Origin of the sequence: Microbacterium lemovicicum, from assembly GCF_003991875.1 — a bacterium.
In the GTDB taxonomy this organism is placed as follows: Bacteria; Actinomycetota; Actinomycetes; order Actinomycetales; family Microbacteriaceae; genus Microbacterium; species Microbacterium lemovicicum.
This window is the reverse complement of sequence record NZ_CP031423.1, coordinates 2,877,230-2,897,182: the sequence shown is the minus strand read 5'-3', so window position 1 is coordinate 2,897,182 and position 19,953 is coordinate 2,877,230. Positions and strand designations below refer to the sequence as shown.

Annotated in this window: 21 protein-coding genes; 15 read left to right on the top strand and 6 right to left on the bottom strand. The window is 71.7% G+C overall.

All coding sequences use genetic code 11. The annotated features are described in order from the left end of the window. Positions 1–35: 35 nt before the first annotated feature. The gene (locus tag CVS47_RS13605; RefSeq protein ID WP_127096567.1) at positions 36–254 is read left to right on the top strand and encodes a three-helix bundle dimerization domain-containing protein; all 219 of its coding nucleotides are present in this window, start codon (positions 36–38) and stop codon (positions 252–254) included. Between the two features lie 397 nt (positions 255–651). On the opposite strand, the gene sufU is transcribed toward CVS47_RS13605, so the two are convergent. Both sufU and CVS47_RS13595 read right to left on the bottom strand, forming a co-directional pair. Continuing rightward, the gene (sufU, locus tag CVS47_RS13600; protein WP_127096566.1) at positions 652–1,089 is read right to left on the bottom strand and encodes a Fe-S cluster assembly sulfur transfer protein SufU; all 438 of its coding nucleotides are present in this window, start codon (positions 1,087–1,089) and stop codon (positions 652–654) included. Further along, on the bottom strand, positions 1,086–2,396 hold the full coding sequence (locus CVS47_RS13595; protein WP_127096565.1) for an aminotransferase class V-fold PLP-dependent enzyme: 1,311 nt from the start codon (positions 2,394–2,396) through the stop codon (positions 1,086–1,088). The genes sufU and CVS47_RS13595 overlap by 4 nt, the downstream gene beginning before the upstream one ends. 156 nt (positions 2,397–2,552) lie before the next feature. Between CVS47_RS13595 and CVS47_RS13590 the strand changes: the two genes are divergently transcribed. Then, the gene (locus CVS47_RS13590) at positions 2,553–3,605 is read left to right on the top strand and encodes a pyridoxal-phosphate dependent enzyme (RefSeq protein ID WP_127096564.1); all 1,053 of its coding nucleotides are present in this window, start codon (positions 2,553–2,555) and stop codon (positions 3,603–3,605) included. Beyond that, positions 3,602–4,777, top strand: a complete 1,176-nt coding sequence (locus CVS47_RS13585) for a cystathionine gamma-synthase (protein ID WP_127096563.1) — start codon at positions 3,602–3,604, stop codon at positions 4,775–4,777. The genes CVS47_RS13590 and CVS47_RS13585 overlap by 4 nt, the downstream gene beginning before the upstream one ends. A gap of 154 nt (positions 4,778–4,931) precedes the next feature. Here the strand turns inward: CVS47_RS13585 and CVS47_RS13580 are convergent, their stop codons facing one another. Then, positions 4,932–5,294, bottom strand: coding sequence for a UBP-type zinc finger domain-containing protein (locus CVS47_RS13580; RefSeq protein WP_127096562.1), 363 nt, complete (start codon positions 5,292–5,294; stop codon positions 4,932–4,934). A 260-nt stretch (positions 5,295–5,554) separates the two neighbouring features. On the opposite strand from CVS47_RS13580, the gene CVS47_RS13575 reads away from it, so the two are divergent. Next, positions 5,555–6,382, top strand: coding sequence for an SDR family NAD(P)-dependent oxidoreductase (locus CVS47_RS13575; RefSeq protein ID WP_127096561.1), 828 nt, complete (start codon positions 5,555–5,557; stop codon positions 6,380–6,382). A 51-nt stretch (positions 6,383–6,433) separates the two neighbouring features. On the opposite strand, the gene CVS47_RS13570 is transcribed toward CVS47_RS13575, so the two are convergent. Further along, positions 6,434–6,775 carry a DUF2834 domain-containing protein gene (locus tag CVS47_RS13570; protein WP_127096560.1) on the bottom strand — a complete coding sequence of 114 codons (342 nt, stop codon included), beginning with the start codon at positions 6,773–6,775 and terminating at the stop codon, positions 6,434–6,436. 85 nt (positions 6,776–6,860) lie between these two features. Here CVS47_RS13570 and CVS47_RS13565 point away from each other — a divergent pair, with 85 nt between their 5' ends. The 8 genes from CVS47_RS13565 to CVS47_RS13530 all read left to right on the top strand — a co-directional run bounded on the left by CVS47_RS13565 (position 6,861) and on the right by CVS47_RS13530 (position 14,129). After that, positions 6,861–7,469 carry a DnaJ family domain-containing protein gene (locus tag CVS47_RS13565; protein WP_127096559.1) on the top strand — a complete coding sequence of 203 codons (609 nt, stop codon included), beginning with the start codon at positions 6,861–6,863 and terminating at the stop codon, positions 7,467–7,469. Positions 7,470–7,556: 87 nt separating this feature from the next. Beyond that, positions 7,557–7,769 (top strand): hypothetical protein, encoded by a 213-nt coding sequence (locus CVS47_RS13560; protein WP_127096558.1) that lies wholly within the window; start codon positions 7,557–7,559, stop codon positions 7,767–7,769. A gap of 31 nt (positions 7,770–7,800) precedes the next feature. Continuing rightward, on the top strand, positions 7,801–7,995 hold the full coding sequence (locus CVS47_RS13555) for a hypothetical protein (protein WP_127096557.1): 195 nt from the start codon (positions 7,801–7,803) through the stop codon (positions 7,993–7,995). A 217-nt stretch (positions 7,996–8,212) separates the two neighbouring features. After that, complete coding sequence (locus CVS47_RS13550; protein WP_127096556.1) at positions 8,213–9,202, top strand: ABC transporter substrate-binding protein; 990 nt, start codon at positions 8,213–8,215, stop codon at positions 9,200–9,202. A gap of 89 nt (positions 9,203–9,291) precedes the next feature. After that, positions 9,292–10,965, top strand: a complete 1,674-nt coding sequence (locus tag CVS47_RS13545) for a sugar ABC transporter ATP-binding protein (protein ID WP_127096555.1) — start codon at positions 9,292–9,294, stop codon at positions 10,963–10,965. Then, a complete protein-coding gene (locus CVS47_RS13540; RefSeq protein WP_127096554.1) occupies positions 10,962–12,008 on the top strand; it encodes an ABC transporter permease in 1,047 nt (348 codons plus the stop codon). The genes CVS47_RS13545 and CVS47_RS13540 overlap by 4 nt, the downstream gene beginning before the upstream one ends. Next, positions 12,005–13,024, top strand: coding sequence for a galactofuranose ABC transporter, permease protein YjfF (yjfF, locus tag CVS47_RS13535; RefSeq protein ID WP_315268549.1), 1,020 nt, complete (start codon positions 12,005–12,007; stop codon positions 13,022–13,024). Before CVS47_RS13540 ends, yjfF begins: the two co-directional genes overlap by 4 nt. A 91-nt stretch (positions 13,025–13,115) precedes the next feature. After that, positions 13,116–14,129, top strand: a complete 1,014-nt coding sequence (locus tag CVS47_RS13530; protein ID WP_127096553.1) for a LacI family DNA-binding transcriptional regulator — start codon at positions 13,116–13,118, stop codon at positions 14,127–14,129. 42 nt (positions 14,130–14,171) lie between these two features. Here the strand turns inward: CVS47_RS13530 and CVS47_RS13525 are convergent, their stop codons facing one another. Then, the gene (locus CVS47_RS13525; protein WP_127096552.1) at positions 14,172–15,014 is read right to left on the bottom strand and encodes an NAD-dependent epimerase/dehydratase family protein; all 843 of its coding nucleotides are present in this window, start codon (positions 15,012–15,014) and stop codon (positions 14,172–14,174) included. Between the two features lie 12 nt (positions 15,015–15,026). Then, positions 15,027–15,926 carry an oxygenase MpaB family protein gene (locus CVS47_RS13520; protein WP_241240160.1) on the bottom strand — a complete coding sequence of 300 codons (900 nt, stop codon included), beginning with the start codon at positions 15,924–15,926 and terminating at the stop codon, positions 15,027–15,029. 524 nt (positions 15,927–16,450) lie between these two features. On the opposite strand from CVS47_RS13520, the gene CVS47_RS13515 reads away from it, so the two are divergent. The 3 genes from CVS47_RS13515 to CVS47_RS13505 all read left to right on the top strand — a co-directional run bounded on the left by CVS47_RS13515 (position 16,451) and on the right by CVS47_RS13505 (position 19,937). Further along, positions 16,451–17,485 (top strand): LacI family DNA-binding transcriptional regulator, encoded by a 1,035-nt coding sequence (locus CVS47_RS13515; protein WP_127096550.1) that lies wholly within the window; start codon positions 16,451–16,453, stop codon positions 17,483–17,485. A gap of 98 nt (positions 17,486–17,583) precedes the next feature. Next, complete coding sequence (locus CVS47_RS13510) at positions 17,584–18,306, top strand: L-ribulose-5-phosphate 4-epimerase (protein WP_127096549.1); 723 nt, start codon at positions 17,584–17,586, stop codon at positions 18,304–18,306. Next, complete coding sequence (locus tag CVS47_RS13505; RefSeq protein WP_127096548.1) at positions 18,303–19,937, top strand: xylulokinase; 1,635 nt, start codon at positions 18,303–18,305, stop codon at positions 19,935–19,937. The genes CVS47_RS13510 and CVS47_RS13505 overlap by 4 nt, the downstream gene beginning before the upstream one ends. Positions 19,938–19,953 lie beyond the last annotated feature (16 nt).

The following is a 19,953-nucleotide window of genomic DNA, read 5'->3' as shown; positions in this document are numbered from 1 at the left end:
TTCCGTGACGGTGGCGCGGAGGCGAGGATGACAGCATGAGCGCGACGAATCCGGAGAGCGAGTACGAGTCCCTCGTGCACGTCATGCGCCGGCTGTCCTCGCGCTACCCGCTGCTCCCGGAAGACGAGCTCCTCGCCGCGACGGTCGACGAGTTCGAGCGCTTCGACGGCGTGCGGCTGCGCGCATACGTGCCGACCCTCGTGGAGCGCAGTCTCCGCGAGCGCTTCCGCGCGACCTACGGCTGGGCTGCCTGACCCGCTCGCCCACTCCGCGCCGCGCACGCTCCGCGCGGCGCCCGCCCCGCGCCGCGCCTGCCCAGCGCCGCGCCTGCCCAGCGCCGCGCCTGCCCCGCGCCGCGCCTGCCCCGTCCCGCCCGCGCCCCCTACCCCTTCCCCGTGAGACAGCACTCGGAGCGCGAGACGGAGGGGAAACCCCAACGTCTCGCCGGCCGGGTGCAGTCTCGCGGGGACGGGGCCCAGCGCTGCGCCTGCCCCGCGCCCGCCCCGCGCCGTCCCGCCCGCGCCCGGCACCCGTCCCCCGTGAGACAGCACTCGGAGCGCGAGACGGAGGGGAAACCCCAACGTCTCGCCGGCCGGGTGCAGTCTCGCGGGAACGCGCAGCGGCGAGCGGGATGACGTGGGGACGGGCCGGTCAGGCCTCGGTCTGCAGCAGGCACGCCTCCAGCGCAACCCAGGCGAGCATGGCGCACTTGACCCGCATGACGTAGCGCGCGACGCCCTGGAACGCGGCGGCGTCGCCCAGTTCCTCCGACGGCTCCGCCCCGCCGCCGCGCGAACGCAGCATGGTGCGGAACTCCTCGATCAGGGCCTGCGCCTCGGGCCGCGGCATCCCGTCCAGCAGGGAGGTCATCACCGAGGCGGACGCCATCGAGATGCTGCAGCCCTGGCCCTCCCACGTGATGCCCGCGATGCGGTCGCCGTCGACGCTCAGGCCGACGGTGATCTCGTCGCCGCAGGAGGGGTTGAGCTCGTGGTGCGTGACGGCGGCACCCGACACGTCGCCGCGGCCGATCGGCCGTCGCGAGTGGTCGAGGATGACCTCGCGGTACAGGTCCTCCAGCTCGCTCATCGGTCTGCTCCGAAGAACGCGCGCACCTCGGCGAGGGCGCCGCCGAAGCGCTCGATCTCGTCGGCCGTCGTGTAGACGTAGCCGCTCGCGCGCGTCGTGGCGGCGACGCCGAGCCGGCGGTGGAGCGGCTGCGCGCAGTGGTGACCCGTGCGCAGCGTGATCCCGCGGTCGTCGAGGAACTGCCCCACGTCGTGCGCGTGCACGCCGTCGACCGTGAAGCTCACGATCGCCGCCCGGTCGGCGCCGGGGCGCGGCCCGAACAGCCGCACGCCGGGCACGCGGGTGACGGCCTCGACGAGCAGGGCCGCCAGCTCGTCCTCGTGCGCGAGCACCTCGTCCATGCCGAGACCCTCGAGGTAGCGCACGGCGGCACCCAGTCCGACGGCCTGGCTCACCGGCTGCGTGCCCGCCTCGAAGCGCTGCGGTGCCGGAAGGAACTCCGCGGCATCCATCGTCACGGTCGTGATGGTGGATCCGCCGGTGCGCGCCGGTGGGAGGGAGTCGAGGATCTCCGACCGCCCGTAGAGCACCCCAATGCCCGTGGGGCCGAGCATCTTGTGCCCGGAGAACGCCGCAAGATCCACTCCGAGCACTCCCAGGTCGACCGGTCGGTGCGGCACGGATTGGCACGCGTCGAGCACCGTGATCGCGCCGAGCGTCTTCGCGAGGTCGACGACGTCAGCGACGGGTGCGAGTGCGCCGGTGACGTTCGAGACGTGCCCGAACGCGATCACCCGGGTGCGGGGCCCGGATGCCGCGGCGAGGTCGTCGATGCCCCACAGCCCGTCGTCGTCGACCGCGGCCCAGCGCAGCACGGCGCCGGTGCGCAGGGCGAGCCGCTGCCAGGGGATGAGGTTGGCGTGGTGCTCCGCCTCGGTCAGGAGGATCTCGTCGCCGGGCTTCAGGGCGAGCTCGGGGGCGCCGAGGCCGAGCGAGGCATCCGACAGACCCAGGGCCACCACGTTCAGGGCGTCCGTCGCGTTCTCGGTGAAGACGATCTGGCCCGCGCCCGCGCCGACGAAGCGCGCGACGTCGTCGCGGGCGTCTTCGAAGGCGCTCGTGGCGGAGCCGGTGGCCTCGCTCGACCCGCGGTGCACCGCCGCGTACGAGGTCTCGACGAACGAGCGCTCGGCGTCCAGGACGGCCGACGGGCGCTGCGAGGTCGCGCCGGAGTCGAGGTAGATGCGGTCGCCGGCGCCCACGAAGGCGAAATCCTCACGGATGTGGGCGACGTCGAGCGGATGCCGCGGCCCGCGGCCGCCGTCGGGCGACGCGTGATCGGGAGCGAGGGCGGATGCGGAGGTCATAGACCTCCATTCTCCCGCGAACCGGGTGGCAGCGCCCGGTTCGGGCTAGAGTGGTCGCCGTGCTGACCTGTCTGTGTTGTCGCTGAGCGCTTCGCGCTCGTCTTCGCCGACCCTCCAGCACGCCGCGCTCGCGGCCCTTCCGAAGGACAACATCTCGTGCGTTACGCGCAGAGTGTCGCCGATCTCGTCGGCCGCACACCTCTCGTCCGCCTGAACCGCGTCACGGACGGCATCGCCGCCACCGTGCTGGCGAAGGTGGAGTACTTCAACCCCGGCGGCTCGGCCAAGGACCGCATCGCGCGCACGATCATCGACGAGGCCGAGCGCTCGGGCGCGCTCCAGCCGGGTGGAACGATCGTCGAGCCCACCAGCGGCAACACCGGCGTCGGGCTTGCGCTCATCGCGCTGCAGCGCGGCTACCGCATGATCTTCGTCGTGCCCGACAAGTTCGCGGGCGACAAGGTCGACGTGCTGCGCGCGTACGGCGCGGAGGTCGTGGAGACCGCGACGAGCGTGCCGCCGGAGCATCCCGGCTCGTACTACTCCGTGTCCGACCGTCTCGTCCGGGAGATCCCCGGGGCGTTCAAGCCGAACCAGTTCGCGAACCAGAACGGTCCCCGCGGGCACTACGAGTCCACAGGTCCCGAGATCTGGGACGACACCGACGGCCGCGTGACCCACCTGGTGGCGGGCATCGGCACGGGCGGCACCATCACCGGCACGGGCCGCTACCTCCGCGACATCTCCGACGGCACCGTCCGCGTGATCGGCGTGGAGCCGGTCGGCTCGATCTACTCCGGCGGACCCGCGCACGGCTACGACGTCGAAGGCGTCGGCGAGGACTTCTGGCCCGAGACGTTCGACCCGACCGTGGTCGACGCCTACGAGCGGGTCTCCGACGCCGAGTCCTTCGCCATGACCCGCCGCCTCGCCCGCGAGGAGGGGCTCCTCGTCGGCGGCTCCAGCGGCATGGCCGTGGTGGGCGCGCTGCGTGTCGCCCGCACCCTCCCCGCCGACGCCGTGATGATCGTCGTCCTGCCCGACCACGGCCGCGCCTACGTGCGGAAGATCTTCGACGACGGGTGGATGACCGATCGCGGCTACGAGGTCGAGCCCGCGGCATCCCTCCTGCCCGCCGGATTCGACCCCCGCCCCGGCGACCCCGACAACTCTGCTGCCCGCTCCGCGACCGAAGGACCCTCTGCATGACCGATCACACCTCCGGCGCCCACAGCGCCGCGCGCGGCATCGAGAGCCTCGCCGTCCACGCAGGTCAGGCCTTCGACCCGACCACCGGCGCGGTCATCCCGCCCGTGCACTTCTCGACGACCTACGCGCAGGACGGCATCGGCGGACTCCGCGGCGGCTACGAGTACGGTCGCAGCGGCAATCCGACGCGCACCGCGCTCGAGACCCAGCTCGCCGCGCTCGAGGGCGGCCGTCACGGCATCTCGTTCGCGTCGGGCCTGGCCGCAGAGGACGCACTGCTGCGCTCCGTGCTGACCCCCGGGGACGAGGTGCTGCTCGGCGACGACGTCTACGGCGGCACCTACCGGCTCATCGCCCGCGTGCTCGGACCGTGGGGCGTGAAGCTCCGCGTCGTCGACATGAGCGACCTCGGTGCGGTCGCCGCGGCGCTGGAGGAGCGCCCGGCCCGCATCCTGTGGGTGGAGACGCCGAGCAACCCGCTGCTGCGCATCACCGACATCGCGGGTCTCGCCGCCCTCGGGCACGCCGTCGGCGCGCTCGTCGTCGTCGACAACACCTTCGCCTCGCCCGCGCTGCAGCGGCCGCTCTCGCTGGGCGCCGACGTCGTCGTGCACTCGACGACGAAGTACCTGGGCGGACACTCCGACGTCGTCGGGGGAGCCCTCGTGCTCGACGACGACACGGTCGCCGAGGGGGCGCGGTTCCTTCAGTTCGCCGCCGGTGCGGTGTCGGGTCCGCTCGACGCGTGGCTGACGACGCGCGGCATCAAGACCCTGCCGCTGCGCATGCAGCGCCACAGCGAGAGCGCTCAGGCCATCGCCGAGCACCTCGAGGGCTCCGGCCGCGTCGCGCGCGTCTACTACCCGGGCCTCGCCTCGCACCCCGGGCACGAGCTGGCCGCGCGCCAGATGACCCGCTTCGGCGGCATCGTGTCGCTGGCGCTGGAGGATGCCGCCTCCGCACGTCGCTTCGCGGAGTCGACCCGCCTCTTCCAGCTGGCCGAGTCGCTCGGCGGTGTGGAGTCGCTCGTCAACTACCCCGACGCGATGACCCATGCGTCGGTCCGCGGCACCGCGCTCGCCGTGCCCGAGGAGGTCGTGCGCCTGTCGGTCGGCATCGAGAGCGTGGACGACCTGCTCGCCGACGTCGACGGAGCGCTCGCGAAGCTCTGACGCGGGCGCGCCGCCCGACGACGGCCGGAGCTGTCCGCCAGGCCCGCACGGCGACGCGAGCGGCCGGCGTTATCGCCGGGCCCGCCCCGCGCGGGGCGACGTCGCGTCAGCGTGTCGTCGCGTCAGCGTGTCGCCGAGTCAGCGCGCTCGCGCGTCAGCGTGCTTGCGCGGCGAGCTGACGCTGCCAGTCGCCGGGCACGCGGTCGCGCGGTCCGGGCACGCCCTGCGAGGCGCGGTGCTCGGTCGGCGGCGCGAGCTCGGGTCCGTCGAACATCTCCTCCGTGGCGAAGTCCCAGAACCAGTCCTCGCCCGGCTCGAAGCTCTGGATCACGCGGTGGCCCGTGGCCTTCCAGTGGGCGGTCGCATGCTTGTTGAGCGAGTCGTCGCAGCATCCGATGTGTCCGCAGTCCGCGCAGCGCCGCAGGTGCAGCCACCAGCTGCCCTGCTCCTCGCACTCCACGCAGCCGGTGCCAGAGGGCGGAACCTCGGGATGGATGAAAGTCGCGGCGTCGGACATGGGGCCTCCTCGTGTCGTCTCACCACACGATAGGGCCGCGCTCGCCGCCCGGCCACCCGCGAAGCCCGACGTCTGCACGACCCGTGGTGCCGGTGACGGCGGATGGGACACACCCCACCCACCACCCGCCCGTGCGGGACCGGAGGAGATGTGGCGATCCGGAGGGCGGGGCCGCAGCATCCGTCCCTCCCGTGCTGCACATCTCCTCCCGACCGCCCGTCCACAGCCGACCCCTCGCTCGGGCGTGCGAGAGTGAGGCGGTGACCTCTCGAACCATCGTCCTGACCGGTGCCAGCGATGGCATCGGCGCCGCCGCCGCGCGGGAGCTCTCCCGCCTGGGCCATGAGGTCGTGCTGGTGGGCCGCTCGCCCGACAAGACCGCCGCCGTCGCGCGCGAGCTCGACGCCGAGTCGCACCTCGCGGACTTCTCCGACCTCGCCTCGGTCCGGCGGCTGGCGGATGACCTGAGGCAGCGGCATCAGCGGATCGATGTGCTCGCCAACAACGCCGGCGGCATCTTCGGCAGGACGCGGGTGCTGACGACCGACGGGCACGAGCAGACGTTCCAGGTGAACTACCTCGCGCCGTTCCTGCTCACGCACCTGCTGCACGAGCCGCTCCTCGCGGCCGGCGGGACGGTGGTCAACACCTCGAGCGCGGCGAACAAGCTGTTCAGCCGCTTCGACATCGACGACCTGGATGCTGCACGCCGCTACGACCCGCGCCGCGCGTACGGCAACGCCAAGCTCGAGCAGATCCTCTTCACGAAGGAGTTCGAGCGCCGCTTCTCCGGCGTCGGCCTGTCCGCCACCGCGTTCCACCCCGGGGTCGTCGCCTCGAGCTTCTCGGGCTCGAGCGGCACGGCGATGCGGCTGATCTACACCTCGCCGCTCTTCGCGCGCTTCCTCGTGCCCGTCGAGCGCGGCGCCGACACACTCGTCTTCCTCGCCGACGGGCAGCCGGGCGTGGACTACCCGACGGGCGAGTACTTCGTCGACCGGGCGGTGAAGCGCCCGAAGCGGCAGGCCGAGGACTCCGAGCTCGCCCGACGGCTGTGGGACCGGTCCGAGGAGATGCTCGGCATCTGAGTGACGGATGCCGCGGCCCCGAGCCGCGGCGTCGATTCAAGGCGCGCGGGCTCAGACCGCCTCCGCCGCCAGCGCCGTCAGCCTCCGCTGCCGGTTCGCGAGGAACAGCGGGAACACGAAGGCGAACGCGGTGATGCCCGCGGCCACCACGTACAGCCAGCCGCGGCGCATGCCCAGCCGGCGCGCCTCGACGATGATGAAGATGCTCCCGGCGACGGCCACGACGAACAGGTCGACGGTGATCGACGAGACGGCCGGACCGCTCGAGACCAGGTCTCCGATGAAGTTCGACATCTGCACGACCGAGAGCACGTTGAAGATCCAGGTGCCGACCAAGCCGGCGACGGCGAGCACGGCGTAGCCGACGGCGAGGGGTGTCCAGTGACGGGTCATCCCCTGATCATGGCCCTGCGACGCGGCGGCCGGCTCGGCCCGGAGGTGTTTCCGCCCGTTCTACCCTGGAATCGGAGGTGCAGGAATGGCTGATCCCCGCGAGGCGGCGGCCCGCTATCGGGCCGAGCAGGAGTCCAGGGGTGCGGAGCAGGCGACGGACTCGACCGAGAAGCCGGCCGCCGCGGAATCCCGCGCATCCGCTTCCACATGGCGGGAACGCAGTGCCTACGTCGAGAACGCGATCCAGCAGGCCGTGCGCCGCGGGGACTTCGACGATCTCCCAGGTGCGGGCAAGCCGCTGGCCGGGCTCGGCGGCTCGCACGATCCCGACTGGTGGCTGAAGCGCAAGATCGAGGTGGAGGGTCTGACCGGTCTCGGTCCGCCCGCGCTCCTGCTGCGCACGGAGTACGCCGACCTCGACGCCCGCCTGGACGAGCACTCCCGCGAGACCGACGTCCGTGAGGCGCTGGAGGACTTCAACCGACGGGTGATCGAAGCGCGTCGGCAGCTGCTCGGCGGTCCGCCTGTCGTGACGCCGCTGGTGGACGTCGAGGAGCGCGTGACGGAGTGGCGGGAGAGACGGGATGCCGCGGCCCGTGCCGCCGCCGCCGCCCGGGCCGCCGAGCGCGAGGTCGGGCGGCCGTCGTGGCGGGAGCGTCGCGCGGCCCGCAGGGCGCGCCCGGCGGGATCCTGAGCCTGGATGCCCTCGTCGTCCCGGACCGCGTCGACGGCGCGCGTCAAGGGCATCCCGCATCTGCGCGACCGGAGAGAGGGTCGGATCATGGCAACGGATGAGCAGCAGCGGCCGGAGAACGACGACGACGAAGCCGTCGACCAGGTGATCGACGAGGTCCGCGACGACATCCGCCACGGCCACGTCGAGGACGACGTGAGCCACGTGCTGGACGAACGGCTCGAAGAGGCGGGCATGCACCTCCGCCCGGAGGTCGTCGAGGACCTCGCCGAGCAGATCGAGAACGACGTCTCGATCTGATCGATCCGCCCGCGCCGGATACGGTGGTCGGGTGAACGCGAAGAACCTCGGGCTGATCGCGGCCGCGTGCGCCCTGGTCGCCGTGGCCTGCTGCGTGATCGCCGCCGTCGTCGCGATGCCCGACGCGGTGCACATCGCCCTGATCGCCGTCTGCGTCCTCATGGTGGGCGTCGCCGGCGTGGCCATCGGGATCGCGCTGTCGCTGCGCGGCGCGCCCCGCCGCTGACGTCACATCGCCTCGGGCCGCTCATCATGTCCGGTCCCGCCCCCGTCCAGCACGGAATGTTCACGCTCACATCCGTTACCGGAACGTTGCATTGTGCTCCCCTGAGAAACCTTGTGAACGCTAACAGTGAGCGCTAACATCCTGATCACGGCCACGGTGGCCGACGCACCAGGAGCGCAGTGCTGCGCACCAGGACGCAACTAGGAGGTTCACGCACATGAAGAAGCTCATCTCGCTCGCAGCCGCAGGTGTCCTGCTGCTCGGGCTCGCCGGTTGTGCGGGCGGGGGAACGACTGCCGGTGGCGACGCCGCAGGCCCCAAGGCCACCGACCAGCTCGTCGTCGGCTTCGCGCAGGTCGGCGCCGAGTCCGGCTGGCGCACCGCCAACACCAAGAGCATCCAGTCCGCCTTCGAGGAGGCGAACATCGAGCTCAAGTTCTCCGACGCACAGCAGAAGCAGGAGAACCAGATCAAGGCGATCCGCTCCTACATCCAGCAGGGCGTCGACTACATCTCCTTCTCGCCCGTCGTCGAGACCGGCTGGGACGCGGTGCTCAACGAGGCCAAGGCCGCCAACATCCCGGTGATCCTGACCGACCGCGCCGTCGACAGCAAGGACGACTCGCTCTACGTCACGTTCCTCGGCTCCGACTTCGTCGAAGAGGGCAAGAAGGCCGGCGAGTGGGTCGTGAACGAGTACAAGGACGCCTCCGCGCCGGTCAACATCGTGCAGCTCGAGGGCACGACGGGTGCCGCGCCCGCGATCGACCGCGCCGAGGGCTTCGCCGACACCATCTCGTCGAACCCGAACCTCACCGTGATCGCCAGCCAGACGGGTGACTTCACCCGCGCCGGCGGCAAGCAGGTCATGGAGGCCATGCTCAAGTCCAACCCGAAGATCGACCTCGTCTACGCCCACAACGACGACATGGGACTCGGTGCCATCGAGGCGATCGAGGCCGCCGGCCTCGTCCCGGGCAAGGACATCAAGATCGTCACGGTCGACGCGGTCAAGGACGGCATGCAGGCCCTCGCCGACGGGAAGATCAACTTCATCGTCGAGTGCTCCCCGCTCCTCGGACCCCAGCTGGTCGATGTCATCACGACCCTGAACGAGGGCGGCACCGTCGAGAAGCGCATCCTGACGGACGAGACCACCTTCACCCAGGAGCAGGCCGTCACGGCCCTGCCCGACCGCCAGTACTGAACACGACGCCGCGGCCCCGACGTGCAGACGCCGGGGCCGCGGCACCCCTCTACTCTCAGAGCAGCCGATCCCGTTCGATGGAGAACCACATGACCGCGCCCAGTCGCACCGCCGCGCCCGCTCGTCCGCCGGCACCGGCAGCCCACTCCGAGCCGGTCATCGAGATGAGCGACATCTCGATCTCGTTCCCCGGGGTGAAGGCACTCGACGGGGTCTCGTTCCGCATGTTCCCCGGCGAGGTCCACTCGCTCATGGGCGAGAACGGCGCCGGGAAGTCCACGCTCATCAAGGCGCTGACGGGCGTCTACCAGATCGATTCCGGCACCGTGCTCCTCTCCGGTCAGCCCGTGTCGTTCGCGAGCACCGCCCAGGCGCAGGATGCCGGGATCAGCACCGTCTACCAGGAGGTCAACCTCCTGCCCAACCTCTCGGTCGCCGAGAACATCATGCTGGGGCGGGAGCCCCGGCGCTTCGGCTCCATCGACACGCGCGGCATGCGCCGTCGGGCCGCCGAGGTGCTGTCCAACCTCGGGCTCGATGTCGACCCGGCCTCTCTGCTCGGCTCGCACTCGCTCGCGATCCAGCAGCTGATCGCGATCGCGCGGGCGACCAACATCGACGCCAAGGTGCTCATCCTCGACGAGCCGACCTCCAGCCTCGACGCGGACGAGGTGGCGGAGCTCTTCCGCATCATCCGCTCGCTGAAGGACGACGGCGTCGCCATCCTCTTCGTCTCGCACTTCCTCGACCAGGTCTACGAGATCGCCGACCGGCTCACGGTCTTCCGCAACGGACGGTTCATCGGCGAGTACCTGACGCCCGAGCTGCTGCGCATCGACCTCGTGCAGAAGATGATCGGCAAGGAGCTGACCACCCTCGAAGAGCTCGAGCAGCGCGTGCAGGAGTCCGACGGCGACTCCGGTGACGAGACCGTCTTCCTGCGCGCCTCCGGCGTCGGCCGCCGCGGCTCGGTCGCGCCGTTCGACCTCACGATCCACGAGGGCGAGGTCATCGGCTTCGCCGGCCTGCTCGGATCGGGCCGCACCGAGCTCGCCCGCCTGCTGGGCGGCACCGACCGCTCCGACGAGGGGAAGCTCACCATCTCGGGCGTGCCGCAGCGGCTGCGGACTCCGCGCCAGGCTCTGAAGAAGCGCATCGCCTACTCGAGCGAGAACCGCCGCAGCGAAGGCATCGTCGACGAGCTGACCGTGCGCGACAACATCATCCTCGCGCTGCAGGCCGATCGCGGCTGGTTCCGGCCCATCTCGAAGAAGCGCCGCGACGAGCTCGCCGACAGCTACATCCAGGCCCTCAACATCCGCCCCGCCAACAAGGACGCCATCGTGCGCAACCTGTCCGGCGGCAACCAGCAGAAAGTGCTGCTGGCGCGGTGGCTCGCGACGGCACCGCGCCTGCTCATCCTCGACGAGCCCACGCGCGGCATCGACATCGGCGCGAAGGCGGAGATCCAGAAGCTCGTGTTCTCCCTCGCGGAGAACGGGATGTCGGTCGTCTACATCAGCGCGGAGCTCGAGGAGGTGCTGCGGCTCAGCCATCGCGTGATCGTCATGCGCGACCGGCGCAAGGTGGCCGACCTCGTCAACGACGAGCTCACGGTGGACGGGCTCCTCGCCCTCATCGCCGACGGCTCCCTCGAGATCGAGGACCCCGCCGGCGCGACCGCTCCCGCCGAACCGACCGCTCCCGCCGACACGACCGCTCCCGCCGACTCGACCGCCCGCCCGCAGGGAGATCCCGCATGAAGACCGTCCTCGCCCGCTTCGTCTCGAGCCGGATCTTCTGGCCGATCGTGATGCTCGCCGTGCTGTTCGCCATCAACGTGGTGGCGTTCCCCGGCTTCTTCAGCATCTCCTTCCGCGACGGCAACCTCTACGGCAGCCTCATCGACATCCTGCGCAACGGCGCCCCGACGCTGATCGTCGCCATCGGCATGACGGTCGTCATCGCCACCCGCGGCATCGACCTCTCGGTGGGCGCGGTCGCCGCCATCTCCGGAGCGGTGGCGTGCAGCATCCTGCTCGGCTCGCCGAACCCCGGCGACCCGGCCACCGTCATCGTCGCGATCCTCGTCGCCCTGGTGATCGGGGTCGGCTGCGGGCTGTGGAACGGCCTGCTCGTCGCGGTCATCGGCATCCAGCCGATCATCGCGACGCTGATCCTGATGACCGCGGGCCGCGGCATCGCGATGCTGCTGACCGAGGGCCAGATCCTCACCGTGACCAGCCCGCCCTTCAAGGTGCTGGGCACCGGCTTCTGGTTCGGCGTGCCCGTCGCGATCTTCATCGCGGCGTTCATCTTCATCATCGCCGCCCTGATGACCCGCCGGACGGCCCTCGGACTGCTGATCGAGTCGGTCGGCATCAACCCGGAGGCGAGCCGTCAGGCCGGCGTCCGGGCGCGGGGGGTGCTGTTCGCCGTCTACATCTTCACGGCCGTGTGCGCCGCCGTGGCCGGGCTCATCCTGACGGCCAACACGATGGCCGCCGACGCGAACAACACGGGCCTGTTCATCGAGCTCGACGCGATCCTCGCCGTCGTGATCGGCGGCACATCGCTGGCGGGCGGGCGGTACTCCCTCGCCGGCACGCTCGTCGGAGCCCTCGTGATCCAGACGCTCGTCACCACGGTCTACACCGTCGGCATCTCGCCCGTCGCGACCATGGTGTTCAAGGCGGCGGTCGTCATCATCGTCTGCCTGCTGCAGTCGCCCACCACCAACCAGGCGTTCGCCGGCTTCCGCCGTCGCCTCGCCCTCCGCTCCGGAAAGGGGGTCGCGGCAGCATGATGACCACGACCACCGCAGCGCCGCGCACGCCGCTGACCCGCACCACCGGCATCCTGAAGGACACCTTCACGAGCCCGAAGTACGGACCCGTCCTCGTCACCGCGATCCTCTTCCTCGTCGTCTTCATCGGCGGCGGGCTCCGCTATCGCGGCTTCTTCACCGGCCAGGTCTTCCTGAACCTGTTCGTCGACAACGCCTACCTGATCGTGCTCGCGGTCGGGATGACCTTCGTCATCCTCACCGGCGGCATCGACCTGTCGGTGGGGGCGGTGGTCGCCCTGTCGGGCATGATCGCGGCCAGCACTCTGCAGAGCGGGTGGTCGCCGGTCGTGGTGATCCCGCTGATCCTGGTGACCACCAGCATCCTGGGTCTTCTCGTCGGCTTGATGATCCATTACTTCCACGTGCAGCCGTTCATCGCGACACTGGCGGCGATGTTCCTCGCCCGCGGGCTCTGCTACATCATCAGTCAGAGCTCGATCTCGATCACCGACCCGGGGTTCATCGCCCTGGCCGTGACGCGGATCCCGCTCGGACCGGGCCTGTCGATCACGCCCAGCGTCATCATCGCGGTGCTCGTCGTCGTCATCGCCGTGTGGGTGCTGCACAGCACGCGCTTCGGCCGCACCGTCTACGCCATCGGCGGCGGCGAGCACAGCGGCATGCTGATGGGCCTGCCCGTCGCACGCACGAAGGTCCTCGTCTATCTCATCAGCGGACTGTGCTCCGGCATCGCCGGCATCCTCTTCACCTTCTACACGCTGTCGGGCTACCCGCTCACGGCGATCGGCACCGAGCTCGATGCGATCGCCGCGGTCGTCATCGGCGGCACCCTGCTGGCGGGCGGCTACGGCTTCGTGCTCGGATCGGTGCTCGGCGTGCTGGTGCTCGGCATCATCCAGACGATCATCACCTTCGAGGGGACGCTGTCGTCCTGGTGGACCAAGATCTTCATCGGCGCACTGCTGCTGGTCTTCATCATCCTGCAGCGCGTGCTGACCGCGCGACGACGATGACGGCCCGCGGCGCGGGGGCGAACACAGACCCTGCCGCGATAATGAGGTCGAGGGCGCGTGTCGGCGCGCCCGGGGGGAGCCGGCGCAGCACGTGAGCACGAACGGCGACCGCAGTCGGGGGACGACGATCTTCGACGTCGCCCGGCTGGCCGGCGTGTCGCATCAGACGGTCTCGCGCGTGCTGAACGACCTCCCGAACGTCCGCCCGGCGACGCGCGAGCGGGTCGAGCAGGCGATCAGGCAGCTGCGCTACGTGCCCTCCCAGGCCGCGCGCGCACTGGTGACACGCCGGTCGCGCACCATCGGCCTCGTCGCGACGGGCCTGCCCGACTACGGCCCCGCGAGCTACGTGCTCACGGTGAACGAGTCGGCGCGCGACGCGGGCTACGCCGTGATCACGACGACATTGGCGGATGCTGCGGGCCCGAGCCTGCGGTCGGCCGCGGAGCTGCTGATCCGCCAGAACGTCGAGGCGATCGTGCTGATCGCCGCCGAGCGGGTCGCGCTGGACGCCTTCGACGGCTGGGAGCTCGGCGTTCCGCTCGTGGTCGTGTCGGGGGAGCCCCGCGGGCGCGCGGTGCGCGTGGGCCTCGACCAGTACCGCGCGGCCCGCGCCGCGGTGTCGCACCTGCTCGAACTCGGGCACACCGACATCCGCCACGTCGCCGGCCCGGTCGGCTCGATCGACGGCGAGGAGCGGCTGCGCGGATGGCGCGACCGGCTGCAGGAGTCGGGACTCACCCCCACCGAGGCGCTGCGCGGCGACTGGACGCCCGCGTCGGGCTACGAGCTCGGCGCCGCGCTCGCGGAGACCGGGGCGGAGGCGGTGTTCGTCGCGAACGACCAGATGGCCCTCGGCGTGCTGCACGCGCTGCAGACGGCCGGCCGCCGGGTGCCCGAGGACGTCAGCGTGATCGGGTTCGACGACATCCCCGAGGCCGCGCACTTCTCGCCGCCGCTCACGACGGTCCGGCAGGACTTCGTCGCGATCGGACGCGATGCCATGGCCGCCGTCCTCGCGCTCCTGCAGGACGAGGAGGGCACGCGGTTGCCGGCGCCACGGGAACCGCCGCTCATCATCCGGGGGAGCACCCGCGCGGTGTGAGGCGGGTTCCGGCCGGCGCGATCGTGCGGAGGTCGGCCGGTCTCAGCGCGGGTCGCGCCAGGAGTGCTGCGGCTCGTAGCCGAGCACGCGGCGGGCCTTCGCGATCGACAGCATCGTGTCGTGCTCGCCGAGCTCACCGTGCACGGGCACCTCGGGGAACACCTCGGCCACCAGCTCCGCGTTCGGGCGCGACATCACGGTGTCGGCCGCCGCGATGATGTACGTCTCGAAGCCGAGGGGTGCGACATCCAGTGCACGGTCGATCGCCTGCGCGCCGTCACGGGCGTCGATGTAGCCCCACAGGTTCCACTTCCGCGCGAACGCGTCGGCGTCGAACGAGGGGAACTCGACGTAGTCCTCTGGCCACATCACGTTCGAGAAGCGCAGCGCCGTGATCGACAGATCCGGATGCCAGCGCACGAGCTCACGGGCCAGCTGCTCCTCCAGCGTCTTGACGATCGAGTACACCGACTCGGGCCGCGGCGGGTACTCCTCGTCGACGGGGATGTAGGGCGGCGGCACGTCGAACGGCAGGCCGAGCACGGTCTCGCTGGAGGCGTAGACGATCCGGCGGATGCCGAGCCGCACCGCCGCCCAGAAGACGTTGAACGTGCTCGTCATGTTGTTGTGGAAGGTCGCGGCATCCGTCATGAGCCCCGGCGCGGGGATCGCACCCAGGTGCACGACCGCGTCGAAGCCGACGGCGCGGTCGACGCCGGCCAGCGCATCGACGACCTGCCCGTAGTCGGTGAGGTCGAGCTGCACGAACCGCGGCCCGCGTTCCCCCGTGCGGTCGAGTCCGATGACGTCGTGCCCGGCGGCGGTGAGCTCGCGGGCGACGACGGAGCCGAGTTTGCCGGATGAGCCGGTGAGTGCGATGCGCATCCCCTCAGCCTGTCACGGGGTGCGGGTGCGCAGGCGCTCCAGTCGCCGGCGGGCGAAGTCCTGCGCGCGCGGTCCGCCGCCCAGCGTGCGGCCGGTGACGGCGAGGATGAGCCGGGTCGCGGTCACGACGGGGAAGGGCGACCGTCGCAGGCCGAGCAGACGCCGGTAGGGCTTCGGGATGCTGGCGACGGCGCCGCGGAAGAGCACCGCGTAGGCCGGGCGCATCGGACCGGTGAACGGGATGCGGCGCAGGAACCGCACCACTTCATCGACCCGCTCGTCGCGTCGGAGGGTGCCCGCCGTCAGGTAGCCGGCCATGCGGCCGCGGAGTTCCCGCTCGGTCGTGGGCGGGTGCGGGACGCCCATCAGCGTTCCCGCGGTCGCCCATTCGCGCACGTAGGCATCGGACCCGCCGGGGATCGGACCGCCCCACATCTCGTGGGCGGCCAGGAAGGAGTCGGTGAACGCGAGGTGCACCCACTCGGCGAGGTCGGCGTCCTCCGCGGAGTACGACCGCTCGGAGCCGTCCGCGGCGACGTAGGTGCCCTTGACCTTGTCGTGGAAGCGCGCGACGCGCCCGACCTCCCGGCCGGTCTGCTCGCGCGAACCGTAGGTGAGTGTGATGACCCAGCGCACCGTGCCGGTCAGACGCCCCATCGGATCGTCGCGGTAGCGCGACCAGTCGTGAACGCCGGCGAGGGCGCCGGGGTGGAGCGCCTGCATGAGCAGCGCGCGGATGCCGGCGACCAGCGTGCCCATCCCGGAGTGCACGGTCCAGACCGCGCCCTCCTCCTCGAAGTAGCCGGTGTCGTCGCCGTCGGCGAGCGCACGGATCCACGGCGGCGAGCCGCCGGCGTCGCCGGAGAGTGCGGTCAGGAGCCGTCCGCGCAGCCGCTCCTCGCGGGTGCTCACGAGAGGAGCGCGGGAGCCGGAACGGATCGGGAACGGGTCCGGTGTCGCATCCATCCAGCGTGCCACGGTGGCAGGAGGCGAGGGCCGCCGGCGCAGCTCGCAGAGCGGGTTGTCAGACAGCCGCGGCCGCGTTCCTGAGTGTTCGGTGAAAACGCCCATCCGATTCCGACCGCCCCCCGAATGAGAATCTGTGCGCATCTGGGGATGCGCTCCGCGGCGGCCCGGGGGGACCCCCGGGCTCCTCGCTCGGCGGGCGCCGCCGTGTGGAGCCGGGAACTGCACTGGGGGCAGGTCCCGGCTCCGCTCCTCCTCTCGCTCGTCTCGTCGCGCTCGTCGCGCTCGTCGCGCTCGTCGCGCTCGTCGCGCGCGGCCCTCGCCCTTCCTCGCCCTCCCCTCTTCCCGCGAAACGTCGCAACATGCCGTGCGTGGGTGGGCGGTGACGGCGTGTTGCGACGTCTCGCGGAGGAGAGGGCGGCCCTATCGGCCCGGATGAGGGTGCGTGCGCGCGCGATAACGTGTCCTCGATGAGCACGGCGGACGAACGCGGCACCCGGCGCGCGGGCATGCGGGAGGTCGCGCACCGCGCGGGCGTGTCCACGCAGACCGTCTCGCGCGTGCTGAACGGGCACCCGCACATCCGCGAGGAGACCCGCGCCCGCGTCAGCGAGGCCATCGCCGCCCTCGACTACCGGGTCAACAACGCCGCCCGCACCCTCGGCACGGCCCGCACCCGCACGCTCGGCGTGATCGCGTCCGATCCGACCCTCTACGGCCCCGCGGCCGGCATCGCCGCGCTCGAGTCGGCTGCGCGCGCGCAGGGGCGCTGGATCTCGACGGCGTACGCGAGTGCGGAGGATGCCGCATCCGTCGCCGCCGCTCTCGCCCATGTGCACGCGCAGGGCGTCGACGGCATCATCCTCGTCGGAGCCCACGGCAGGACCCTCGAGGTGCTCGCCGATGCCACCGGCGGACTCCCCTTCGCCACGCTGCACGGCGGGCCGGGCGCACGCCGACAGGCCGACGGCGCCGCCGCGGTCGTCGCGCACCTGCACGACCTCGGCCATCGCCGCATCGCGCGTCTCGGCGGACCCGCCGACTGGCTCGACGAGAGCGCGCGCGCGGACGGTCACGCCGCCGCGCTCGCCGCGCTCGGCCTCGACCCGGGCCCGGTGTGGTCGGGGGACTGGTCCGCCCGCACCGGGTCGGACCTCGCTCCGGCCGTCGCGGAGGCGGTGCGCGCGCCGGGCGGACCGACGGCGATCGTCGTCGCCAACGACCAGATGGCACTCGGACTCATCGCGGGCCTCACCGCCGCGGGCGTCCGGGTTCCCGACGAGGTGAGCGTCGTCGGCTTCGACGACAACCCCGACGCCGCGTTCTACCGCCCCGCGCTCACCACGGTGCGCCTCGACGTGGACGGCGAGGCGCGCGCCTGCATCGCGGCGGTGCTGCGCGACCGCGAAGCGCCCACCGACCAGGAACCCCCGGACGACGAGGCCGCGGTCCCCGACGAGGCCCGCCTCATCGTCCGCGCCTCCAGCGCCCCGCCCGCCCGCTGAACGCCGCCCGGCGATCACGCCACTGGTCAAGCGCGATTGTTACCGGTAACATGACTCCGGATGCCGCGGCATCCGCTCGACACGAGGAAGTGACCCGCATGACCGCCACCCCTGCCGACCTGACCGACCCCGCCCTCGCGGAGGCGATCGACCGCACCCGGGCGGACGTCGCCCGCCTGCACGCGGAGCTCGTCCGCTACGGCCTCGTGATCTGGACCGGAGGCAACATCTCGGGCCGCGTCCCGGGCGCCGACCTCTTCGTCATCAAGCCGTCAGGGGTGTCGTACGACGACCTGACCCCCGAGAACATGATCCTCTGCGACCTCGACGGCGTCGCCATGCCCGGGGCTCCCGGCAGCGAGCGCAGCCCGTCGAGCGACACCGCCGCGCATGCCTACGTCTACCGCCACATGCCCGACGTGGGTGGTGTCGTGCACACGCACTCGACCTATGCGGTCGCCTGGGCCGCACGCGGCGAGGAGATCCCCTGCGTCATCACGGGCATGGCCGACGAGTTCGGCGGGCCCATCCCGATCGGCCCGTTCGCCGTCATCGGCGACGACTCCATCGGCCGCGGCATCGTCGAGACCCTCCGCGGTCACCGCTCCCGCGCCGTGCTGATGCAGAACCACGGTCCGTTCACGATCGGCGTCAGCGCGAAGGACGCCGTCAAGGCCGCTGTCATGTGCGAGGACGCGGCACGCACGGTGCACATCGCCCGCGAGGCGGGGCCGCTCATCCCGATCCCGCAGGACCGGATCGACGCGCTCTTCAGCCGCTACCAGAACGTCTACGGACAGAACACGGACGACCGCCGATGAGCGTCGACGCGGCGACCGTCATCGCCGACGGACGTGCGGTGCTCGGCATCGAGCTCGGCTCGACGCGCATCAAGGCGTGCCTCATCGGACCGGATGCCGCGGTGCTGGCCACCGGATCACACGAGTGGGAGAACCGCTTCGTCGACCGCCGGTGGACGTACGGTCTCGACGAGGTCTGGAGCGGTCTGCAGGCCGCCTACACCGACCTCGTCTCCGATGCGTCCGGGCGGCATGACGCTGCGCTCGCCTCGGTGTCGGCCATCGGCGTCTCCGCGATGATGCACGGCTACCTCGCATTCGACGCCGACGGTGAGCTGCTCGTGCCGTTCCGCACCTGGCGGAACACGAGCACGGGTCCGGCGGCGGAGGCCCTCACGACGTCGTTCGGCGTGAACATCCCGCTGCGCTGGTCGATCGCGCACCTCTACCAGGCCGTCCTCGACGGCGAGGAGCATGTGCCGGCGATCGCCTCCGTCACCACGCTGGCCGGGTACGTCCACGAGAAGCTCACCGGACGCCGCGTCCTCGGCGTCGGCGACGCCTCGGGCATGTTCCCCATCGACCCGTCCACCCGCGACTACGACGCCGACCTTCTCGGCCGCTTCGACGCGCTGGCGGCCGACACGGCGCTGCCGGGCCCGGTCCGCAGTCTCCTTCCCGACGTCCTCGTCGCCGGCGAGAGCGCAGGCGGGCTCACCGAGGCCGGCGCGCGCCTGCTCGACCCGTCCGGGGCCCTGCGCCCGGGCGCCGTCGCCGCTCCGCCCGAGGGCGACGCCGGCACCGGCATGGTCGCGACGCGCGCCGTCGTTCCGCGCACCGGCAACGTCTCGGCCGGCACGAGCATCTTCGCGATGGTCGTGCTCGAGCGTCCGCTCGCGGGTCTCCACCACGAGCTCGACGTCGTCACGACTCCGGCCGGCGACCCGGTCGCCATGGTGCACTGCAACAACGGCGCCAGCGAGCTCGCCGCCTGGGTGGGGCTCTTCCGCCGATTCGCGGATGCCGCGGGTCGGCCCGTCGACGCCGACACCGCGTTCGACGTCCTCCTGCGCGAGGCGCTCGAGGGCGATGCGGACGCGGGAGGCCTGCTCGCCTACAACCACCTCGCGGGGGAGCCGATCGCCGGGCTCAGCGAGGGACGCCCGCTGCTGGTGCGCTCGCCCGACAGCCCGTTCACCCTGGCCAACGTCATCCGCGCGCAGCTCTACGGCGTGTACGGCACGCTCGCGCTCGGCATGCGCGTGCTGGCCGAGGAGGACGTCGCGCTGGACCGGATGTATGCGCACGGCGGCATGTTCCGCACGGCGGGTGTCGCGCAGCGTTTCCTCGCGGCCGCCCTCGACGCTCCCGTCGCGGTGGCCGGCACCGCCTCCGAGGGCGGAGCGTGGGGAATGGCCGTGCTCGCAGCCTTCGCCGCGCATCGGGCAGCCGCGCACACGAGTGCCGCGCCCGCAGCGGGAGCCGCAGCATCCGGAGCAGATCTCGACGACTACCTGCTCGAGTCCGTCTTCGCCTCGACCACCTTCGACACCGCCGACCCCGAGCCCGCGGACGTCGCGGGCTTCGCCGCCTGGCTCGATCGGTACCGGGCGGGGCTCGCGGTCGAGTCCGCCGCCGTCGACGCCCTCTGACCCGCCTCACCCCCTG

Excerpts from the sequence above, each read along its gene's own strand:
- CVS47_RS13605 (WP_127096567.1), top strand. The coding sequence starts at position 36 with ATGAGCGCGACGAATCCGGAGAGCGAGTACGAGTCCCTCGTGCACGTC.
- sufU (WP_127096566.1), bottom strand. The coding sequence starts at position 1,089 with ATGAGCGAGCTGGAGGACCTGTACCGCGAGGTCATCCTCGACCACTCG.
- CVS47_RS13595 (WP_127096565.1), bottom strand. The coding sequence starts at position 2,396 with ATGACCTCCGCATCCGCCCTCGCTCCCGATCACGCGTCGCCCGACGGC.
- CVS47_RS13585 (WP_127096563.1), top strand. The coding sequence starts at position 3,602 with ATGACCGATCACACCTCCGGCGCCCACAGCGCCGCGCGCGGCATCGAG.
- CVS47_RS13580 (WP_127096562.1), bottom strand. The coding sequence starts at position 5,294 with ATGTCCGACGCCGCGACTTTCATCCATCCCGAGGTTCCGCCCTCTGGC.
- CVS47_RS13570 (WP_127096560.1), bottom strand. The coding sequence starts at position 6,775 with ATGACCCGTCACTGGACACCCCTCGCCGTCGGCTACGCCGTGCTCGCC.
- CVS47_RS13565 (WP_127096559.1), top strand. The coding sequence starts at position 6,861 with ATGGCTGATCCCCGCGAGGCGGCGGCCCGCTATCGGGCCGAGCAGGAG.
- CVS47_RS13560 (WP_127096558.1), top strand. The coding sequence starts at position 7,557 with ATGGCAACGGATGAGCAGCAGCGGCCGGAGAACGACGACGACGAAGCC.
- CVS47_RS13550 (WP_127096556.1), top strand. The coding sequence starts at position 8,213 with ATGAAGAAGCTCATCTCGCTCGCAGCCGCAGGTGTCCTGCTGCTCGGG.
- CVS47_RS13545 (WP_127096555.1), top strand. The coding sequence starts at position 9,292 with ATGACCGCGCCCAGTCGCACCGCCGCGCCCGCTCGTCCGCCGGCACCG.
- CVS47_RS13540 (WP_127096554.1), top strand. The coding sequence starts at position 10,962 with ATGAAGACCGTCCTCGCCCGCTTCGTCTCGAGCCGGATCTTCTGGCCG.
- yjfF (WP_315268549.1), top strand. The coding sequence starts at position 12,005 with ATGATGACCACGACCACCGCAGCGCCGCGCACGCCGCTGACCCGCACC.
- CVS47_RS13525 (WP_127096552.1), bottom strand. The coding sequence starts at position 15,014 with ATGCGCATCGCACTCACCGGCTCATCCGGCAAACTCGGCTCCGTCGTC.
- CVS47_RS13515 (WP_127096550.1), top strand. The coding sequence starts at position 16,451 with ATGAGCACGGCGGACGAACGCGGCACCCGGCGCGCGGGCATGCGGGAG.
- CVS47_RS13510 (WP_127096549.1), top strand. The coding sequence starts at position 17,584 with ATGACCGCCACCCCTGCCGACCTGACCGACCCCGCCCTCGCGGAGGCG.
- CVS47_RS13505 (WP_127096548.1), top strand. The coding sequence starts at position 18,303 with ATGAGCGTCGACGCGGCGACCGTCATCGCCGACGGACGTGCGGTGCTC.